The organism is Natronosalvus sp. KLKA75, assembly GCF_059736265.1.
In genome coordinates this window covers 98,382-117,002 of sequence record NZ_CM185522.1, presented here as the reverse complement: position 1 = coordinate 117,002, position 18,621 = coordinate 98,382, and the positions used below count along the sequence as shown (strand labels likewise).

Annotated in this window: 17 protein-coding genes; 3 read left to right on the top strand and 14 right to left on the bottom strand. The window is 65.1% G+C overall.

The annotated features are described in order from the left end of the window. Positions 1 to 21: 21 nt before the first annotated feature. Positions 22 to 468 (bottom strand): hypothetical protein, encoded by a 447-nt coding sequence (locus AC6I65_RS00570; protein ID WP_497902177.1) that lies wholly within the window; start codon positions 466 to 468, stop codon positions 22 to 24. A 159-nt stretch (positions 469 to 627) separates the two neighbouring features. Between AC6I65_RS00570 and AC6I65_RS00565 the strand changes: the two genes are divergently transcribed. Continuing rightward, positions 628 to 1,758 (top strand): ORC1-type DNA replication protein, encoded by a 1,131-nt coding sequence (locus AC6I65_RS00565; RefSeq protein WP_497902176.1) that lies wholly within the window; start codon positions 628 to 630, stop codon positions 1,756 to 1,758. 125 nt (positions 1,759 to 1,883) lie between these two features. Here the strand turns inward: AC6I65_RS00565 and AC6I65_RS00560 are convergent, their stop codons facing one another. Both AC6I65_RS00560 and AC6I65_RS00555 read right to left on the bottom strand, forming a co-directional pair. After that, a complete protein-coding gene (locus AC6I65_RS00560) occupies positions 1,884 to 3,239 on the bottom strand; it encodes a carboxylate--amine ligase (protein WP_497902175.1) in 1,356 nt (451 codons plus the stop codon). A gap of 105 nt (positions 3,240 to 3,344) precedes the next feature. Continuing rightward, positions 3,345 to 3,626, bottom strand: a complete 282-nt coding sequence (locus AC6I65_RS00555; protein ID WP_497902174.1) for a DUF7553 family protein — start codon at positions 3,624 to 3,626, stop codon at positions 3,345 to 3,347. Between the two features lie 130 nt (positions 3,627 to 3,756). Between AC6I65_RS00555 and uvrB the strand changes: the two genes are divergently transcribed. Beyond that, complete coding sequence (gene uvrB, locus AC6I65_RS00550; protein ID WP_497902173.1) at positions 3,757 to 5,811, top strand: excinuclease ABC subunit UvrB; 2,055 nt, start codon at positions 3,757 to 3,759, stop codon at positions 5,809 to 5,811. A gap of 21 nt (positions 5,812 to 5,832) precedes the next feature. On the opposite strand, the gene AC6I65_RS00545 is transcribed toward uvrB, so the two are convergent. The 9 genes from AC6I65_RS00545 to lipA all read right to left on the bottom strand — a co-directional run bounded on the left by AC6I65_RS00545 (position 5,833) and on the right by lipA (position 16,059). After that, positions 5,833 to 6,072, bottom strand: a complete 240-nt coding sequence (locus AC6I65_RS00545; protein WP_497902172.1) for a hypothetical protein — start codon at positions 6,070 to 6,072, stop codon at positions 5,833 to 5,835. Positions 6,073 to 6,147: 75 nt separating this feature from the next. After that, complete coding sequence (locus tag AC6I65_RS00540; protein WP_497902171.1) at positions 6,148 to 6,822, bottom strand: helix-turn-helix domain-containing protein; 675 nt, start codon at positions 6,820 to 6,822, stop codon at positions 6,148 to 6,150. Between the two features lie 124 nt (positions 6,823 to 6,946). Further along, positions 6,947 to 8,038 carry a molybdopterin-dependent oxidoreductase gene (locus tag AC6I65_RS00535; protein WP_497902170.1) on the bottom strand — a complete coding sequence of 364 codons (1,092 nt, stop codon included), beginning with the start codon at positions 8,036 to 8,038 and terminating at the stop codon, positions 6,947 to 6,949. 105 nt (positions 8,039 to 8,143) lie between these two features. Beyond that, the gene (locus tag AC6I65_RS00530) at positions 8,144 to 9,817 is read right to left on the bottom strand and encodes a Na+/H+ antiporter NhaC family protein (protein ID WP_497902169.1); all 1,674 of its coding nucleotides are present in this window, start codon (positions 9,815 to 9,817) and stop codon (positions 8,144 to 8,146) included. 106 nt (positions 9,818 to 9,923) lie between these two features. Beyond that, on the bottom strand, positions 9,924 to 11,510 hold the full coding sequence (locus tag AC6I65_RS00525) for a dihydrolipoamide acetyltransferase family protein (protein ID WP_497902168.1): 1,587 nt from the start codon (positions 11,508 to 11,510) through the stop codon (positions 9,924 to 9,926). 152 nt (positions 11,511 to 11,662) lie between these two features. Next, a complete protein-coding gene (locus AC6I65_RS00520; RefSeq protein WP_497902167.1) occupies positions 11,663 to 12,430 on the bottom strand; it encodes a hypothetical protein in 768 nt (255 codons plus the stop codon). A 264-nt stretch (positions 12,431 to 12,694) separates the two neighbouring features. Next, on the bottom strand, positions 12,695 to 13,681 hold the full coding sequence (locus AC6I65_RS00515) for an alpha-ketoacid dehydrogenase subunit beta (RefSeq protein WP_497902166.1): 987 nt from the start codon (positions 13,679 to 13,681) through the stop codon (positions 12,695 to 12,697). A gap of 1 nt (position 13,682) precedes the next feature. Then, positions 13,683 to 14,792, bottom strand: coding sequence for a pyruvate dehydrogenase (acetyl-transferring) E1 component subunit alpha (pdhA, locus tag AC6I65_RS00510; RefSeq protein ID WP_497902165.1), 1,110 nt, complete (start codon positions 14,790 to 14,792; stop codon positions 13,683 to 13,685). Positions 14,793 to 15,102: 310 nt separating this feature from the next. Beyond that, positions 15,103 to 16,059 carry a lipoyl synthase gene (lipA, locus tag AC6I65_RS00505; protein ID WP_497902164.1) on the bottom strand — a complete coding sequence of 319 codons (957 nt, stop codon included), beginning with the start codon at positions 16,057 to 16,059 and terminating at the stop codon, positions 15,103 to 15,105. Between the two features lie 137 nt (positions 16,060 to 16,196). Between lipA and AC6I65_RS00500 the strand changes: the two genes are divergently transcribed. Continuing rightward, positions 16,197 to 17,600 (top strand): MATE family efflux transporter, encoded by a 1,404-nt coding sequence (locus tag AC6I65_RS00500; protein WP_497902163.1) that lies wholly within the window; start codon positions 16,197 to 16,199, stop codon positions 17,598 to 17,600. Between the two features lie 99 nt (positions 17,601 to 17,699). Here the strand turns inward: AC6I65_RS00500 and AC6I65_RS00495 are convergent, their stop codons facing one another. Together AC6I65_RS00495 and AC6I65_RS00490 are read right to left on the bottom strand one after the other, a co-directional pair. Continuing rightward, positions 17,700 to 18,308, bottom strand: a complete 609-nt coding sequence (locus tag AC6I65_RS00495; protein WP_497902162.1) for a DJ-1/PfpI family protein — start codon at positions 18,306 to 18,308, stop codon at positions 17,700 to 17,702. Positions 18,309 to 18,410: 102 nt separating this feature from the next. After that, positions 18,411 to 18,578, bottom strand: coding sequence for a DUF1059 domain-containing protein (locus tag AC6I65_RS00490; RefSeq protein WP_497902161.1), 168 nt, complete (start codon positions 18,576 to 18,578; stop codon positions 18,411 to 18,413). Between the last annotated feature and the right edge of the window lie 43 nt (positions 18,579 to 18,621).

Below are 18,621 nucleotides of genomic sequence, written 5' to 3'. Positions count from 1 at the left end.
CGACCACGACACGAGGTCGGGTCATCCGCGAGGCTCGCTCGAGGGTCGAGCCGCGGTCTCGGTGGCGGCCGCCCGCATCCCCCGATACCCCGCGACGGCGACGAGGGTGCTGGCGAGGGCGGCGACGTAGAGGCCGGGTTCCGGCGAGACGGTGACGTAGTGGGCGGGGTAGCCGACGGCGAAGACGTTCTCGAGGGAGGTGTAGATCACGCCCAGCGACAGGAGCGTCAGGACGCCCACAGCCGCAGTCACTTTGGCCTCGAACGCGGTCCACTCGCGCAGGGTTACCAGTCCGAGGGCGACGAAACCGGCGACCGGGACGGCGTATCCCATGCCCGTGAATCCGTTCGTCGTCGTCGATATGTCGAGCACGTCGATGCTGGCCCAGGGGAGGAACGCGCTGACGACGAGGCACGCGCCACCGAGGGCAGCCAGACGCTCGTTTCCGTCCGCAGGTACGTCGATCATCGATCCGTTCTGGCCCCGGCGTCGTATATAAAGTCGTGGACGCTGTGTCGGTGATTGCGTACCAATATCCCGTTTCGACGGTCTCGAGCGGTGAGAACCCGGCTTCACGCCGAAAACGACCGCAAACAACTAAGTAGCTTCGAGGGCGTGGTGAAAGTGATGACTGGCGACCCCGAAGAGGGGATGTTGTCGTGGGACGAATCCGTGTTCAGGAACGAGCACGTCTTCGAGATCGATTACGTCCCCGAGACGTTCCGCCACCGCGATTCGCAGATGCAGAGTCTCACGTACGCGCTGCGACCTGCGGTCCGGGGCTCGCGCCCGCTAAACGTGATGGTCCGCGGACCGCCGGGAACAGGGAAGACCACGGCGATTCAGAAGCTGTACGACGAGGTCGGCGCCCAGACCCGGGACGTCCAGACGATCCGGGTCAACTGCCAGGTCAACTCGACGCGGTACTCCGTCTTTTCGCGACTGTTCGAGGGCTGTTTCGACTACGAACCCCCGTCGTCGGGCATCTCTTTCAAGAAGCTCTTCGGCCAGATCGCCGAGAAACTCGTCGAGGACGACCGCGTGCTCGTCGTCGCGCTCGACGACGTCAACTACCTCTTCTACGAGAACGAGGCGTCTGATACGCTCTACTCGCTGCTGCGCGCCCACGAGGAACACCCGGGGGCGAAGATCGGCGTCATCGTCGTCTCCTCGGACCCGGCGCTCGAGGTGATCGACGCCCTGGACACCCGCGTCCAGAGCGTCTTCCGGCCCGAGGACGTCTACTTCCCGGTGTACGACCAGCCGGAGATCGTCGACATCCTCCACGAGCGCGTCACGCGCGGGTTCCACGACGGCGTCGTCGCCACAGACGTTCTGGAGCGGGTCGGCTCGCTCACGGCCAAGAGCGGCGACCTCCGGGTGGGGATCGACCTCCTCAGGCGAGCCGGACTCAACGCCGAGATGCGGGCGAGCCGAACCGTCGAACTCGAGGACGTCGAGAAGGCCTACGAGACGTCGAAGTACATCAACCTCTCCAGAAGCCTCAACAGCCTGAGTGAGAACGAACGAGCGCTCCTCGAGGTACTCGTCGACCACGACGGCTCACAGGCTGGCGAGGTGTACGAGCGGTTCAGCGAGGAGACAGACCTCGGCTACACCCGCTATTCGGAAATCGTCAACAAGCTCGACCAGCTCGGCCTCATCGACGCCGAGTACGCCGAGATCGACGGGCGTGGACGGTCGCGGTCGCTGACGCTCTCGTACGAACCCGAGGCGATTCGGGAGCGACTCGAGTGAGTTACCGGTCGCCTATTCGTCCATCCGCCGCCAGCGTGTGCCACCCACCGCCTCGCCCACCCGAACGGTGAGGCACCAACTCAGTGCCAATCGGTCGTCCGACGCCGAGTAGCGACGACTCGGCGTCAGTTCGTCCGTCCGCGTTGATCCTCGAGGGGCTCGAGGTCGGCCGTCGCCGGCGTCGACGTGGGCTCTTGCTCAGCGAGCGCTGGCGATCCGACGGCTGGCGACGATTCGTCGGTTTCACCGCCCGCTCGAACGGCGCTAAGTTGCTCGCCGGCGGCCGAACGGACGAAGTTCCAGCCGTCCTGGACGAACGGGACGGGGTCGTCCGCGACGGCGTAGTCGAACCGGGGCTCTCGAACCATCGACGTGGCGACGTCGCTGACGGCGGAGAGAAACGAGGGGCGTTCGACCAGCGGGTAGTCCTCGGCCAGGATGCTGTGGAGGTGACAGAGTTCGCCTCGGAGCAGGTGACCGCCGATGCCGACCTCGTAGTCGGGCTGGCTGATCGGTTCGCCACGGGCGAGTTGCCAATAGTAGTAGGGGAAGTCGGCGCCCGCACGCACGGAGAACGGGAGCGACGACCAGAACCGTGGGTTGATCTCCATCAGTTCGAACGAGCCCGTCTCGGGGTTGCGCAGGAACTCGACCATCGCCAGGCCGTGCCACTCGAGTTCGTCCAGCAGCGCGAGGCCGGCCGCCTCGAGTTCGGGGATGTCGGTCGACTCGCGGTAGGCGCTGGGACCACCGCTGTACTTGTAGCCCCGTTTCTGGCAGTGCTGGAAGGTGGCGACCGCCTCCCCCTCGTCGTACAGCGCGAAGAAGCCGTACTCCCGGGAGTCGGGGACGTACTCCTGGACGATGGGGACGTGGCCCCACTCGTTGAGCGACGATTCGACCGCCGGCGGGGTGCCGGGTTCGTGATAGACGGTCGAGCCGATGTCGCTGAGTCCGGCGTCGTGGCCGAGGTATTCGGGAGCGGCGACGGTGTAGCGAGGCTTGATGATCGTCTCGCGCGACCAGTCGTCCCACTCGTCGAGCAGGGTCGTCTCGGGCGTCTCGACGCCGGCGCGCTCGGCGGCCGCGAAGAGTTCGACCCGGTCTTGCACCTGCCGCAGGGTCTCGAAGTCCGGCCACGGCGTCGCGACGTGCTCGGCGAAGGCGTCCCTGTTCGCCGCGAGCGTGTAGACGTCCTCCTCGCGGACGGGGATGATCGTCTCGACGCCAGGTCGGGCCGCGAGCGAAAGGAGGACGTCCCCGTAGGCCTCGATGTCCGACCGCGGGTCGGGGAGCGTGACGAATCGATCGCAGTACCTCGAGACGGAGCCGGGCGTCGTCCGATCCTCGGAGCCGACGATGGTGTAGATCCCGCGCGGCTCGAGCGACCGCAGACAGGCGACGGTGCTAGGGGCCGTGATACCGGGAACGATGACGCGTTCCCGCGCCTCGCGTGGTTGGTCGTGCGCAGCCGATTGCATACGCGTTGGAGGGGGCCACGAGGGTATTGTTATGGGTCCGTTACCCTCGTATGGCTGCCCTACCGGGGCGAAAACCGACCCTCGAGGACCGAGTCTCGAGAGGACTCACGCGTGCTCGAGGCTCTGGCGATAGCTCTCGGCGTGTTCGATGGCGCCCTCGAGGCGATCTGCCGTCTCGGCGTCGGACTCGCGTCGTGCCTGCCTGAGCGCGTTGAGGTGCTCGTCGAAGACGGCGTGGTCGGCTTCGCCCTCGCTGGCGGCGATTTCGGCGAAGGCGGCCGCCGTGTCTCGAATAACGTCCCGCACGTCGTCGCCGGCGGTCTCGGTCGCCAGCTCGAGGTCGGCTCGAGCCTGCTGTAAGTCGGCGTCGCGGCTGGAACTGGACATACGTTCTCGACGACGACCGGCGTCAAAGACGTGGGGGCGGCATATGCGCGGCGGCTTCGGTCGGCGGGCCCGCCAACCGTAGCCGTCAGACGAGCGGCTTACGTAGCCCGAGCCCCTGGTCACGGATACGATGAGCGACACTCGAGGCCCCCTCCAGCCGGATCGACCCGAGGCCGCGAAACCGTTCGCGGTCGACGCCCCGTTCGAGCCCGCGGGCGACCAGCCCGAGGCGATCGAGCAGCTGGCGGCGGGCTTCGCCGACGGCATGGACCGCCAGACGCTGCTCGGCGTGACGGGGTCGGGCAAGACTAATACCGTCTCGTGGGTGATGGAAGAGGTCCAGGAGCCGACGCTGGTCATTGCCCACAACAAGACCCTGGCCGCCCAGCTCTACGAGGAGTTCCGGAACCTGTTCCCCGACAACGCCGTCGAGTACTTCGTCTCCTACTACGACTACTACCAGCCCGAGGCCTACGTCGAGCAGACCGACACATACATCGACAAGGACGCCTCGATCAACGACGAGATCGACCGTCTCCGTCACTCGGCGACCCGGTCCCTGCTCACCCGGGACGACGTGATCGTCGTCGCCTCGGTCTCGGCCATCTACGGACTCGGTGACCCGCGAAACTACGTCGAGATGGCGATGCGCCTCGAAACGGGCGAGGAGATCGGACGCGACGACCTCCTGAAGCGACTCGTCGATCTGAACTACGAGCGCAACGACGTCGACTTCTCCCAGGGGACGTTCCGGGTTCGCGGGGACACCATCGAGATCTTCCCGATGTACGGCCGCTACGCCGTCCGCGTCGAGTTCTGGGGCGACGAGATCGACCGCATGCTCAAAGTTGACCCGCTCGAGGGCGAGGTCAAGAGCACCGAACCCGCCGTCCTCGTCCACCCCGCCGAGCACTACTCGATGCCCGAGACTCGTCTCGAGCAAGCCGTCGAGGAGATTCGGGACGACCTCGACTCGCGGATTTCGTACTTCGAGCGCAAGGGCGACCTGCTCGCCGCCCAGCGAATCGAGGAACGAACCACGTTCGACCTCGAGATGATGGAGGAGACGGGCTATTGCTCGGGCATCGAGAACTACTCGGTGTACCTCGACGACCGCGACCCCGGCGACACGCCCTACACCCTGCTGGATTACTTCCCGGACGACTTCCTCACCGTAGTCGACGAGTCTCACGTCACCCTGCCCCAGGTTCGGGGCCAGTACGCCGGCGACAAATCTCGGAAGGACTCGCTGGTCGAGAACGGCTTTCGACTCCCGACCGCCTACGACAACCGCCCGCTCACGTTCGAGGAGTTCGAGGAGCGAACCGACAAGACGCTGTACGTCTCCGCGACGCCGGGCGACTACGAGCGCGAGGAGAGCGACCAGATCGTCGAACAGATCGTTCGCCCCACCCACCTCGTCGACCCCGAGGTCGAAGTCGCCCCCGCGACGGGCCAGGTCGACGACCTCATGGATCGCATCGACGCCCGAATCGACCGCGACGAGCGTACCCTCGTGACGACGCTGACCAAACGGATGGCCGAGGACCTGACCGAGTACCTCGAGGAGGCGGGCGTCGACGTCGCCTACATGCACGACGAGACGGATACCCTCGAGCGCCACGAAATCGTGCGCTCTCTCCGCCTCGGGGAGATCGACGTCCTCGTCGGCATCAACCTCCTGCGGGAGGGCCTGGACATTCCCGAGGTCTCCCTCGTGGCGATTCTGGACGCCGACCAGGAGGGGTTCCTCCGATCCGAAACGACGCTCGTCCAGACGATGGGGCGGGCGGCCCGGAACGTCAACGGCGAGGTCGTGCTATACGCCGACGAGGTCTCGAACGCGATGGAGTCGGCCATCGATGAGACCCGCCGCCGCCGCGAGATTCAACGCGAGTTCAACGAAGAACACGGCCACGAACCGATGACCATCGAGAAGGAAGTCGGCGAGACAAATCTCCCGGGGAGCAAGACCGACACCTCGAGCGTCGCCGGCACGGACCTCGAGGATGAGGAGGACGCCGCCCGCTACGTCGCCGAACTCGAAGATCGGATGCAGGAGGCGGCGAGCAATCTCGAGTTCGAACTCGCCGCGGACATCCGGGATCGGTTGCGGGAGGTTCGAGATGAGTTCGACCTCGAGGGGAAGGACGAGGGGGTCGCCCCGCCGGCCGAGGAGTTCTAGCGGTTCAGCCCTCGCTGGCGCTCACTCGATGACGTCGAACTCCTCGCATCCACACTCACAGCCCGTTCGCCGGCCGATCGGCTGGACCGTCCCGTCGGGCCACAACTGGGCGGCGTAAACGTTCGAACAGGATCGGCAGGCGGCAGCGACCTTTCGTTTTCCGTTGTCTTCGACGTCGCTTTCGTTATCGACTCCATCCGGTCGCGGCCCGGTCCGCGAGGAGGGATCGACGTTCGTCTTCGACCGTGGCAGCTCGGCCATAGTATTCCCCACCACAGGAACAAAGAAAGCCAGACTGCTTTGAGTTAGAAGTCCCTTATATACCCGAGGATAGAATTACGATCGCTTGAGGCCCTCGGCCCGTTCCGAAGAGACGGTGAGCGTATTTCTGGTGAGGTTGTTCGTTGCCCGACGGAGCCGCTGTGAGACGGCGTTGGTCGAGATGTCGAGGGCGTCCGCCAGTTCGGCGATTTGCGTCTCTCGCGGAACCGCGAAGTAGCCCATCTCGAGTGCGGTGACCATCGCCTCCCGTTGCTGGGGCGTCAGGTCGTACTCACGCTCCTTCGGATCCGTTGACTCGTAGAGCCGCTGGAGTTCGAAGGAGTAACCCTGTTCGTCGAAGTAGTGCTGGAACGACTCGAGTCGTCCCTGGCCGACGAACTGGAGTTTGAGATACCAGGTTCCGTTCGTCGCTGCTGCCTCCTGGACGATACCGTGTTGGTCGACGACCTGGTCGATCAGTTCCTGGACGCGTTCGGTCCAGTGGACGTTGAAGTAGCCGACGTTACCGGTACGATCGATCGTCTTCAGTTTTGTAACCGAAGAATCAGCCCGTATGGCCGTTTCCGCCGCATCGAGGTCGTCCGCGGTCACCCACAGGAACGGCATGACCCACTCGCGGCTGTGCGTGGCGAGGCGTTCGACCTCGAGCGTGAGGTCCGGGACCGTCTCGAGTGCCTCCTCGAGGGCAAACGCCTCGGCCGGGAGCGTGAATTCGGTTACGATGCTCATGCGGCGACTGATGGGTCCGACCCGTATAAGGAGTCGCCAGGAATCCGCCACTGGACCGTCGAGACCGCCAGATCGGTGATCCCACACTCCCCTCCACTCTCCTACCCCGACACTCGAGCGCGTCTCACTCGAACCCACTCACCAGCGTCGCGAGCCACTGGGCTGGATCGCCGCGGCGACGGACCTCGACTCGCTCGACCCATTTCACCCACTGGAAGCCGCGGCGACCGGGCGCCACGAGTCGCATCGGTGCTCCGTGACCGTGGCTCAGCGGTTCGCCGCCGACGTGCGTCGCGAGCAGCGCCGCCCGCGCCTCCTCGATCGGGAGCGACCACCGGTAGCCGGTCACCGAGACGAACCGGACGTATCGGGCGTCCGCCCGGGCACCGGCCGCCTCGAGCAGGTCGTCGACGCGAATGCCGTTCCAGCGCTGAACGGTGTACCAGCCGCTCGTGCAGTCGAGGAGTACTTCTTCGGAACTGTCCGGGACCAGCTCGTCGGCGCCGTACTCGAGGGACGTCTCGACCTCACCCTGGACGGACAGCGTCCACTCAGCAAGGTCGATCGGGTCTGGATCGTCCGCGACCCACGAGGTGACCGGGAAGCTCGCGTTCCCGTCGCCGCGTCGCGGCTGTGAGCCCGTGAACCGCCGGTCGGCGCCGCGGGTCTCGAGGAGTCGGTTGGTGGTCTCCTGGACCCGATAGGCGGCGGCCCCGCCAAGCAGAAGCGCCCCGTAGGCGAGCGTCGTTCGGCGACGGTCGAAGTCGCCCCGCTGCGGGAGACGAAACCGGGTCGTGAGGTGCCACGCCATCAGGAGAACGAGCGCGAGGCCGAACCCGACGTGAACGCTCAGCAGGGTCCAGTACGCGATGCGGACGTCCGCGCCGAACACCCAGACGACGCCCGTGCCGACTGCGCCCGTCGCCGCGATCAGGGTAAGTACCGAAAGAACGGTGGAGCGACGCCACAGCCGTCGATCGGTCAGTCGGTGGCGAACCCTGGCGAGTTTGAACCCCAGGAAGACGACGAGCGTCAGGCCGAGGATCCGGTGGAGCCAGAAGAGCGGCCATCCCTCCGGCCCGCCGACGGTGAACGAGAGCAGTCCCGAGGCCGCCTCGAGTACGACGATGGCGAAGATCGACCAGTCGACGAGGCGCGGCGGTGGCCTGAGGGCGTCGACAGCACTTCGACCGAGAGCCGCAGGGCTGCGCTCCATACGCGATGTTACGGGCTCGCACGGCAAGAAGGGGTACGCCCGATCCGAAAGACCGGGTTATCGAAGACGAACGAATCGGAAACGCGGGACTCGAGCGATCCGAAGTCAGTCGTCGCAAGGGGCTTCCCGGCGCTGGGTGCCGGCGAACGGCTTGGCAGAGATGTTCTTACGACCGGCGTCGAGTTCCGAGAGGACGTACACGAGACCGACGAGCAGGACTGCGCCGAGAGGCACCAGGACGAACGGCGAGAGGCCGAACAGACCGTACGCCAGGTAGACGATCAGTGCGACGAAGATCACCGTGACCGCGTAGTACAGCTGGGTCCGGACGTGGTCGATGTGATCGGCACCGGCAAACGTTGAGGAGAGGATCGTCGTGTCCGAGATGGGCGAGCAGTGGTCGCCGAAGATGGCCCCCGAGAACACGGTCCCGACGGCGAGTGCCAGCACTTCCGGCGAGCCGTTGCCGACCTCGTAGGCCAGCGGGATGGCGACCGGCGTCACGATCCCCATCGTCCCCCACGAGGTGCCGATCGAGAATGCGATCACGGCGGTCGTCAGCAACACGACGACCGGCAGCAGCGTCGGCGTGATGAAGCCGGCAGCGATGTCGGTGACATACTGGCCGGTCTGGAGTTCGCTCGCAACGGTGCCAATCGACCACGCCAGGACGAGAATGCTCACGGCAGTGAGCATGATTCCGAACCCGTCCAGGACGGTCTCCATCGACTCCTCGAGATCCATCACCCCGTAGTACAGTGACATCGCGACGGCGGTCGCGACCATGGCGAACGAGCCCCAGACGAGCGCGCCCGTGAAGTTCACGTTGTCCACGAGGGTGATGAGCGCGTCGCCACCGGATGCGGCCTCGGCGGGCGTGACCCCGGCGGCCTGGAAGCCGGTGATCGTCGCCCCGCCCATGACCACAATTACCAGGGCCGCGACCGGCACGACGAACGTCCGAACGAGCGGATCGTTGACGACCGGTTCGCCGAGGTCCTCCTTCATGCTCTGGAGCGGCGTGGCGTCCTCGCGTGTTACGTTACCCGTCTCCCTGGCGCGCGTTTCCGCGGTGAGCATCTCCCCGAAGTCCCGGCGGGTGAGGACGACGATCAGGACCATCAATAGGGCCAGCAGGCAGTAGACGTTGAACGGGATCGACCAGAGGAACGTCGCCACGGCCGAGGGCGTTTCGCCATCGATCTGTTCGTATTCGGTCTGGATGAGGCTGATTTGGAACGCGACCCAGCTCGAGATACCGAACGTCGCCACCGGCGCGGCCGTCGAGTCGAGGATGTAGGCCAGTTTCTCGCGAGACATTCGCATCTCGTCGGCGATGTCCTTCACCGCCGAACCGACGATGGCCGTGTTGGCGTAGTCGTCGAAGAACCACACCAGCCCGAGCAGCCACGCGGCCAGGCCGACCCGCCGGTGGGAGTCGACGCGATCCGTTGCGGCGCGGGCAATGGCGATCGAGCCGCCCATCCGCCAAACCAACGCGATACCGGCACCCAGCAGGAACGTGAACGTGATGATCTCGGCGTGGAACGTGTCGTCCCCGAACGAGGCGACGATCCAGCCGAACGCTTCGACCACGCCCACCACCGGGACGGCGGCGATATCGAGAGCGCTCGATGCGTTATCCCAGGCGACGATCATGCCCCCGGACCAGACGCCGAGAAACAGCGAGAGCATGGCCCGACGGGTGAGGATGGCGAGCAGGATCGCCAGCAACGGCGGCAGGAGCGACCACGCGCCGAACGGGTGTGGTTGTACCATGTACACACGGAGCACGCTATTAGTATTTAAACGATGCGTAATCGCAATCTTCGCGTCACTGACAAACTAACAACCCTGCTTCGCGGAGAAGAACGCTCGAGCGCGCTTACTCGAGCAACAGGAGTTCGGGATTCTCGAGGTACCGCATGACCTCGTTGGTGAACGCCGCGCCCTCGGCGCCGTCGATGAGGCGGTGGTCGAACGACAGCGAGAGCGTCATGACCGAGCGGGGTTCGATCGATTCGTTGCCCTCGTCGTCGGTGACGACGCGTGGCTTGCGCTTGATTTCGCCAACCGCGAGGATGCCGGCCTCGGGGTAGTTGAGAATCGGCGTGGCGTACTCGCCGCCGATACCGCCGATATTCGTGATGGTGAACGTCGAGCCCCGGAGTTCGTCCGGGCTAATGGTGCGCTCGCGGGCCTTCGTCACCAGTTCGTCCGTCTCCGAGGAGAGCTGGAGCATGCCCTTGTGGTCGGCGTCCTCGACGACCGGTACCATCAACCCGGCGTCGGTCGCGGCCGCGACGCCGATGTTGTAGTAGTTGCGGTGGACGATTTCCTGGTTCTCGTCGTCGATCATCGCGTTCATCTCCGGGAACTCCTTGAGCGCCGCGACGACCGCCTTCATGATGAACGGCATGTAGGTCAGCCGAATGCCCTGCTCCTCGGCGGTCGGCTTCAGCCGCTCACGGGTTTCGACCAGCTTCGTTACATCGACCTCGTCGTGGTGGGTGACGTGCGGTGCCGTGTACTTCGAGCGCTCCATCGCGTTCGCGATGGTCTTGCGGACGCCCTTGAACGGCTCGCGAGTCTCCCGCGGGCCGGTCTCGCCGGTCGCGACTGCGGCGGCGTCGGCCTCCTGGGCGCGCTGCTGGGCCTCGGCGTACTCCATCACGGCCTCGGGCGTGACAAACGCCTCGCCGTCGCGCTCTTCGGTCGCAGGGACGGCGTTGATATCGACGCCCTGCTCCTCCGCGACGCGGCGAGTGGCGGGAGCGGCCAGCGTGCGGTCGCGGTCGGCCGATTCGACGGACGGAGCGCTCGAGGCGCTCGTCCCAGTTCCCGTTCCCGTCTCGGTCTCGGTCTCGCCGTGGGCCCCCGCGGCAGCGTCGACGCCACCGGTGCCTTCGGTCGGTTCCGCCGGAGCGGTCTCGGCGGATTCGGTGCCACTGTCGCTCGAGCCACCTGCACCCGCAGCTGCCTCGACGTCACCTTCAGTGACTCGGCCGCCCGGGCCGCTACCCTGCACCGTCGAGATGTCGACGCCCTGCTCGCGGGCGAGTTTGCGAACTCGCGGCGGGGCGAAGACGCGGCCCTCGGGGACGTCGACGGACTCGGCGTCGGCCGCTGCGTCCGCGGAGTCGGTCTCGGCCGAACTCGAGTCGGCCGTCTCCGCTTGGTCAGCGGCTGCTTCGGTTTCCGTTTCGGCGCTCGCCTCCTCTGCCTCGTCCGCCTCGCCCTCGACGTTGAACGTGATAATCACGTCACCGACCGGGACCATTTCACCCTCCTCGGCGCGAAGTTCCGCGACTGTGCCGTTGTACGGCGAGGGAACCTCGACCAGCGCCTTGTCGGTCTCGACCTCGGCGACCGGCTGGTCCTCGCTGACCGTGTCGCCGGGTTCGACCAGCCACGAGACCAGTTCACCCTCGGCCACGCCCTCGCCCACGTCGGGAAGTTTGAATTCGCGCATACGTCGCCTTCACGGTTCGCTCACATACGGTTTTCGTTACCCTTTCGATTCGCACATATATTGCTCGGGACAGAACGGTGGTTCGTTCGTCGATTCGCTCGATCGAACTAGCTGCCGACCCGTGCCCGAACGGATTGTGACGGGGAGTTCGACTACAATCGCCGGCGACGCGCCAGCAACCCGGCTATCAGAAGCAGGGCGAAAATCGCCACTGCCGGTGATCGTTCGAGGGAATCGTCACTCTCTGCAGCGACGTCGCCACGGTACAGGACAATCTCGGGCGCCGGATCGTCGCCGATCGTCCAGACGTAGATCTGCTGTGCGTGCGTCACAGTGTCGGCCTTATCCCGATTGACGGTCCAGTTCTCCCACCGTTCGGCGGGTACCGCGACCCGGAACTCGTCGCCCGACTCGAGTGCAGCAGCGAACCCGGGCCCGATCCGGATGCGATCATCGTCAGTCGTCGGGATGTCAGTCCACTGGACGCTGTAGCGGATCGTTATGGTTTCCGCGTCGTCGCCTCGGGGAACCGAGTAGCCTCTCCTGGGGTGCTCGACCGCGTCGGAATCGAGGTCGTTGGCAGCCATCGCGTCCTGAACGATTTCCTCGCCACGGAACCACGCTATGTCCAGCGTTTCGTTGCGCGCTCGCTGGAGTTCTGCAGTCGATCTCGCCTCGTAGCTGATCTCAACGCGGACTTGAGCGGCGTCCGGTGCTTTCGGGGTAATTTTGACCACGTACGTTGCATTCTCGGGTGGCTCTCCATGGCCGTCCCCACTTTGACCGCCGACCGCAGGTGATTCGTCCGGCGATGCGGCGATGGCATGACCGGACGCGAATCCGAGCACGATCAGGGCAACGACGAGCACACCGATACAGACGAGTGCGTACTCGAGGGGGCGACGGTGTCGATCTTTCATTCGTATAGGATCCCACCTAGTAACTTTCTGTCTTGGTGTTGGTTTTTGTGACCAACAGAAGATCTCATCTTGTATAGATTATCTATCGTTCATTTAAGTGTTGTTGGAAAATGTCGTCAATTAGACGGAGTACGGTCTAAATTACCGTAGCAAATCGAACGAAGAGGTGAGTGAAGCCGATTGATCAGTTCATAGCCCGCCTCGAAACCAATCCAGACCGACGCAGTCGGCGTTCCTGAACGCACAGGGTCGCTTCCGGCGACCCTAAAAATCCATCGCGTCCCGAATTCCCGTCTCGATGCGGGCCGGTTCGGGCAAGTAGTAGTCCTCGAGCGCGTACAGCGGGAACGGCGTGTCGAAGCCGCTGATGCGCTGGATCGGCGCCTCCTGGTACATCAGGGCCTCCTCCTGGATGGTCGCCGCAATCTCGGCGCCCATGCCGTTCGTCTTCGGCGCCTCGTGGACGACCGCACCGCGGCCGGTCTTCTTGAACGACTCGACGATGGTGTCGATGTCCAGCGGGGAGACCGTCCGGAGGTCGACGACCTCGACGTCGATTTCGCCCTCGAGGTTCTCGGCGGCCTCGAGCGTCGGGCGGGTCATCGCGCCGTAGGTGAACACCGAAATGTCGGACCCCTCGCGGCGAACGGCCGCCTCGCCGATCGGGACCTCGTAGGACTCGTTTGGCACTTCTTCGCGGAATGCCCGGTAGATGAGCTTGGGCTCGAGGAAGATGACCGGATCGGGCGAGCGAATCGCACTCGTGAGCAGTCCCTTCGTGTCGTATGGCGTCGACGGGATGACCACCTTGAGGCCGGGCTGGTGGACGAACATCGCTTCGCTCGATTCGGAGTGGTGTTCAGGCGCTCGGATCCCGCCGCCGTAGGGCGCACGAATGACCATCGGACAGGTGAAGCGACCGCGCGAGCGCGTTCGCAGGCGCGCGGCGTGGGAGACGATCTGGTCGAAGGCGGGGTAGATGAACCCGAGGAACTGCATCTCGGGGACGGGCCGGAGCCCGTAGGCAGCCATGCCGATGGCCGTCCCGACGATGCCCGACTCGGCGAGTGGCGTGTCGATGACCCGGTCCTCGCCGAACTCGTCGTAGAGCCCTTCCGTCGCGCGGAAGACCCCGCCGTTCTTCCCGACGTCCTCGCCCATGACGACGACGTCTTCGTCCCGTTCCATCTCCTGACGCAGTCCGTCGCGGACCGCCTGTACCAGCGTGAGGTTTTCAGATTCTGCTGCCATGTTAGTCCTCCAGTAGCGCGTCGTCTCCGTACTGTTCGCGAATCCGTTCGAACCACTCGCGTTGTTCCGCGAGCCGTCGCGGCATCTCGGCGTAGACCTTCGAGAAGATTTCCTCGGGGTCCGGCCGCTCGACGGCTTCGGCGGCGTCGATCGCGTCCGCCACCGCGTCGGTGACGCGCTCTTCGATCGCGTCAGCGCGCTCATCGTCGAGCATCCCGTGCTCGCGCAGGAAGGTCTCCATGCGCGGGATCGGATCCTTCTGTTTCCAGCGTTCGACTTCCTCGTCGTCGCGGTAGACCGAAGGGTCGTCGGCGGTGGTGTGGGCCCCGAAGCGGTACTGGACCGCCTCGATGAGCGTCGGGCGGAGTTCACCCTCGCCCGGATTCTTGGCCTTCTGGACGGCCTCGCGGGTGACCTTGTAGACAGCCAGCGGGTCCATTCCGTCGACCTGGACGCCCTCGAACCCGTAGGCGCTGGCCTTCTGGGCGATGGTGTCGCTCGCAGTCTGGCGCTCTCGAGGCACCGAGATGGCCCACTGATTGTTGTTACAGAAGAAGACGGCCGGCGCGTCGAAGACCCCCGCGAAGTTCAGCCCTTCGTGGAAGTCGCCCTCGCTCGTGGCGCCGTCGCCGAAGTAACAGAGGAACGCCTTCTCCTCGCCGCGCAGTCTGGAGGCCCAGGCGGCCCCGGTGGCGTGGGGAATCTGGGTCGCGATTGGGACGGCGACCGTGAAGATATTCTGCTCTTCGGGAACCGCGTTGCCCTCCTCGTGGCCCATCCAGTAGAGCAGCGTCTGTTTCAACGAGAGGCCGCGGACGAGCGCCGCGCCGTGCTCGCGGTAACTCGGGAAGAGCCAGTCCTCGTCGTCCAGGGCGTGGGCACTTCCGATCTGGGCGCCCTCCTGGCCCGACAGCGGCGGGTACGTCCCCATGCGACCCTGTCGCTGGAGACTCACCGCCCGCTGGTCGAAGTGGCGGGCGAGTTTCATCTGCTCGTAGAGCTCGAGGAACTCGGATTCGTCGAGATCCGGTACCTCGACGCCCTCGAGGACGCGACCATCGTCGTCGAGTACCTGTACTCGATCACTAGGGTCGTGCTGTAGCGTGCTCACGGGTATACCCACCTTCGCATACCCTAATGGTCTATCGCTCACGTTAAAGGAGTTTCGTAAATAATTTACTATCAGCACGATTCTTGCCATTGATTACCAAAGTTCGCCGTTGTTTTCGGATGAGGCCGACCAAGCGTCCAAATAAACGCGAGAAATGGCGAGAATAGTTTGGAGTATCACGGATTATGTCCACGTTACTGGACGGATGTTCGTCGGTCATGTGGGTTCCAGGAGCGAACCGCCCGTGCGGCGGCCCGGTACGATATCGAAACGCGTCTGAAAGGTGATGGAATCGCGGGCGAAAGACCGCTCAGTTCGACGCGGGGCTCTGACGAGCGCTCGCTCGAGCGTCCTCGACGCTCTTGCCCTCCCGAAGCACAGCGTCGACGAACAGTTCGCCGGCCTTGTACGACGAGCGAACCATCGGCCCGCTGGCACAGTAAAGAAATCCAAGTTCCTCCTCGGCGACCCGTCGCCAGGTCTCGTACTTGTCCGGGTGGTCGTAGCGCTTGACCTCGAGGTGGCTCAACGACGGCTGGAGGTACTGACCCAGCGTGACGATGTCGACCCCGCGTTCGCGGAGGTCGGCCAGCGTCTGGTAGACCTCGTGGTCGTACTCGCCGTGGCCGAGCATTATCGAGGTCTTGGTGTAAATGTCCGACTCGCGTTCGACCTGCTCGAGCACGCCCAGGCTCTGTTCGTATCCTGCACGACGGTCCCGGACGGGGAACTGCAGACGCTCGACGGTCTCAACGTTGTGGGCGATGACGTCCGGCTGGGCGTCGATGATCTTTCGGACGAGGCGTTCCTCGCCCTGGAAGTCGGGGATGAGGACCTCGACGAGGACGCCCGGGTGGCGCTTTTTTATTTCGCGAATCGTCCTGGCGAAGTGACCGGCGCCCTGGTCGGGGAGGTCGTCGCGGTCGACGCTCGTCAGGACGACGTAGTCGAGGCCGATCTCGGCGATGGCCTTCCCCACGTTTTCGGGTTCGTCCGGATCGAGCGGTTCCATCCCGCCGGTTTCGACGTCACAGAAGTTACACCCGCGCGAGCAGCGATGGCCCATCAGCATGAACGTCGCCGTGCCGCCGCTGTCCGATTCGCCCGTTCCGTTTCGGCCGCTCCAGCACTCGCCCAGGTTCGGGCAGTTCGCCTCCTCACAGACGGTGTTGAGGTCGTGCTCGCGCAGCGTCTCCTTGATCCCGGTGAACTCCCGGCCCGACGGCGGCCGCATCTTCAGCCAGTCGGGCTTTCGCGAGCGACTCATACCTGATGCTGGACGGCGATGGTGAAAAGTCGTGGTGGTTCTCGTCGAAATTCGATCGCCGTTCCGTTGAGACAATGCACCAACGTGAATGAACAGTTATATTACGCCCCGTGTGCCAATGTAACAGGTCACTGACGATGCTATCCGCTTCGCGTGAGGAAATTTCGAACGGCTCTCTCCCGAAAGTCCTCCTCGTACTCGCCGCGCCGCTGCTCGTCCAGAACCTCGTCCACGTCGCCAACCAGGTGATCGACGTCTTCTGGCTCGGTCGACTGGAGCTCGGCGGTGACGCCATCGCAGCCGTCGGGTTGAACTTCCCGATTATCGCCCTGCTGTTCACCGTGGCCATCGGCATTTCGGTGGGCACGCAGGTCGTCGTCGCCCAGCGCGTCGGAAGCGAGAACCTCGAGGGGGCCCGTCGCGTCGCCGTCACCGGCACCGTTGTCGGTCTGATCGGTGGAACGATCCTCGGCATCGTCGCGTTCGTCTTCGCCCGCGACGTCATGGGGCTGTTCGCGGCCGAACCCCAAGTCATCGAGGCCGCCGCCGCTTACCTCGCAGTCATTGCACTCGGCATTCCGCTCGCGACCGCCAGCGACGCCCTCGAGTCGGGGTTCGTCGGCTGGGGCGACGCGCGGGCAGCGCTATACATCAACGTCGCCACCGTCGTCGTCAACGTCGCTCTCGACCCGTTCCTCATCTTCGGCTGGTGGGTGTTCCCCGAACTGGGCGTCGAGGGAGCGGCCGCCGCCACCGCCATCGGGTACGCCGCGGGCTTTTTCTTCGCGGTCGGCCTCGCCGTCTACGGCCGGGACGGCTTTCGAATCAGGCTCAGCAACATCGGCTTCGACCTCGAGGACGCCCGCGAAATCGTTGACGTCGGCTGGCCGAATGCCGGCCAGTACGTCGCGAGCCAGTCCGTCCGCGTGTTGATGGTCGCCATCGTCGCCGTCGCCGGCGGATCGGCCGCCGTCGCCGCCTACGCTATCGGCGCCCGGGTCGCCTCCATCGCCTTCATCCCCGCCCAGGGCCTCCAGCAGGCCGCCCAGAGCGTCATCGGGCAGAACCTCGGTGCCGAGAATCCAGGACGGGCGACCAGGACGACCTGGGTTGGCGTCGCCATCGCCGCGGGTGCCCTCACCGTCGTCGGCGCCGTCCAATGGCTCGTTCCCGAGACGTTGACGACGGTGTTCGTACCCGACGCGACGCCCGAAGAGGTCGCCCACACCGTCGCATACCTCGAGATCCTCGCCTACGGCTACTGGGCCATCGGCGCGAACTACCTGCTGATGGCTGGGTTCAACGGCGCCCGCCGGACACGGACGAGTTTCGTCGCCACGCTCTGTCAGTACTGGGCCGTTCGCCTCCCGGTCGCCGCTCTCGGGATTTACGTCCTCGGCATGGACGCGACTGCCGCCTTCTGGGCCGTGACCATCTCGAACGTCGTCGTCGCCGTCGGACTGGGACTGTACTACTGGTACGAGACCGGCTCCGGGATGAATCAGCGCGCGGTCGACGTCGCCGCCTCGAGCACCGATTGATCGGCTTTCATTTTCCAGCGTTTGCTCGAGCGTTCGGTCCTCGAGTCTGCGCTCAAGTCGTTCAGTCGCTCCAGACCCGTGCAGCCGCCCCAGCCCCGTTTAACGTGCGACCACCTCGCCCCGGCGCTCGTGTTCCATCTCGTCTGTGACCGCCGCCGCGACCGCCTCGCCGAACTCGCGCTCGAGGAACCACAGCGCCAGGTCGATTCCCGACGTGACGCCGCCCGCGGTCAACACGTCGCCGTCGTCGACGACGCGCGCCGAGCGCACGTCCGCGACCGCCTCCAGGGCCTCGAGAGCAACCCGGTGCGTGACGGCGGGCCGACCGTCCAGCAGGCCCGCGTCGGCGAGCACCATCGCGCCCGTACAGACCGACGCGACGACGGCGCCCTCGGCGTGACGGTCGGCGACGGCCTCCGGAAGCCGACGCTCGTCGATTATACGACTGACGCCCCCGTCGTCGCTCGTCCAGCCCCCGCCCGGGACGACGAGTACGTCTGGATCGCCCAGGACGTCGTCGGGTTCGACGCGCAGGCCGTGGCTGGCTCGAACCCGGTCAACGGGGTCGAGGGTGACGAGTTTCGTCTCGAGAGGCGCACCGGCACGAGCGCCGTTCTGAAAGACCTCGAAGGGACCGATGGCGTCGAGTTCGTCGAAGCCGGGGAAGATGACGATTTCGACGGTGGTCGTGGATTCGGCGTCGGACATGTGCTCGAGGAGGGTCCTCGAGACGAAGCGTGTTTCGCGTTCCGGATGACGAAATGCCGACTCTTTCCGCCTCGAGCCGACGATAAAAGGACGGTCGTCCGCCTATACGTCGTGCATCAGCCCCTGGACGTCGTCTCGAGACACGGACTTGTCGTGCGTCCGCTCGGCGTGTTGCTGGACGAGATCGACCATCTCGTCTTCGTTTTCGTCCCGGATGACGAAGTCACAGTCCTCGAACCCCGCGTCTTTGCATTGTACCTCTTTAACCATAGGAATCACTCGCCTCGTGCCGGCAGGGATTTCCACACCATCG

Excerpts from the sequence above, each read along its gene's own strand:
- AC6I65_RS00495 (WP_497902162.1), bottom strand. The coding sequence starts at position 18,308 with ATGTCCGACGCCGAATCCACGACCACCGTCGAAATCGTCATCTTCCCC.
- AC6I65_RS00565 (WP_497902176.1), top strand. The coding sequence starts at position 628 with ATGACTGGCGACCCCGAAGAGGGGATGTTGTCGTGGGACGAATCCGTG.
- AC6I65_RS00490 (WP_497902161.1), bottom strand. The coding sequence starts at position 18,578 with ATGGTTAAAGAGGTACAATGCAAAGACGCGGGGTTCGAGGACTGTGAC.
- AC6I65_RS00530 (WP_497902169.1), bottom strand. The coding sequence starts at position 9,817 with ATGGTACAACCACACCCGTTCGGCGCGTGGTCGCTCCTGCCGCCGTTG.
- AC6I65_RS00515 (WP_497902166.1), bottom strand. The coding sequence starts at position 13,681 with ATGGCAGCAGAATCTGAAAACCTCACGCTGGTACAGGCGGTCCGCGAC.
- lipA (WP_497902164.1), bottom strand. The coding sequence starts at position 16,059 with ATGAGTCGCTCGCGAAAGCCCGACTGGCTGAAGATGCGGCCGCCGTCG.
- AC6I65_RS00540 (WP_497902171.1), bottom strand. The coding sequence starts at position 6,822 with ATGAGCATCGTAACCGAATTCACGCTCCCGGCCGAGGCGTTTGCCCTC.
- AC6I65_RS00545 (WP_497902172.1), bottom strand. The coding sequence starts at position 6,072 with ATGGCCGAGCTGCCACGGTCGAAGACGAACGTCGATCCCTCCTCGCGG.
- AC6I65_RS00525 (WP_497902168.1), bottom strand. The coding sequence starts at position 11,510 with ATGCGCGAATTCAAACTTCCCGACGTGGGCGAGGGCGTGGCCGAGGGT.
- AC6I65_RS00560 (WP_497902175.1), bottom strand. The coding sequence starts at position 3,239 with ATGCAATCGGCTGCGCACGACCAACCACGCGAGGCGCGGGAACGCGTC.
- AC6I65_RS00520 (WP_497902167.1), bottom strand. The coding sequence starts at position 12,430 with ATGAAAGATCGACACCGTCGCCCCCTCGAGTACGCACTCGTCTGTATC.
- AC6I65_RS00570 (WP_497902177.1), bottom strand. The coding sequence starts at position 468 with ATGATCGACGTACCTGCGGACGGAAACGAGCGTCTGGCTGCCCTCGGT.
- uvrB (WP_497902173.1), top strand. The coding sequence starts at position 3,757 with ATGAGCGACACTCGAGGCCCCCTCCAGCCGGATCGACCCGAGGCCGCG.
- AC6I65_RS00500 (WP_497902163.1), top strand. The coding sequence starts at position 16,197 with ATGCTATCCGCTTCGCGTGAGGAAATTTCGAACGGCTCTCTCCCGAAA.
- AC6I65_RS00535 (WP_497902170.1), bottom strand. The coding sequence starts at position 8,038 with ATGGAGCGCAGCCCTGCGGCTCTCGGTCGAAGTGCTGTCGACGCCCTC.
- AC6I65_RS00555 (WP_497902174.1), bottom strand. The coding sequence starts at position 3,626 with ATGTCCAGTTCCAGCCGCGACGCCGACTTACAGCAGGCTCGAGCCGAC.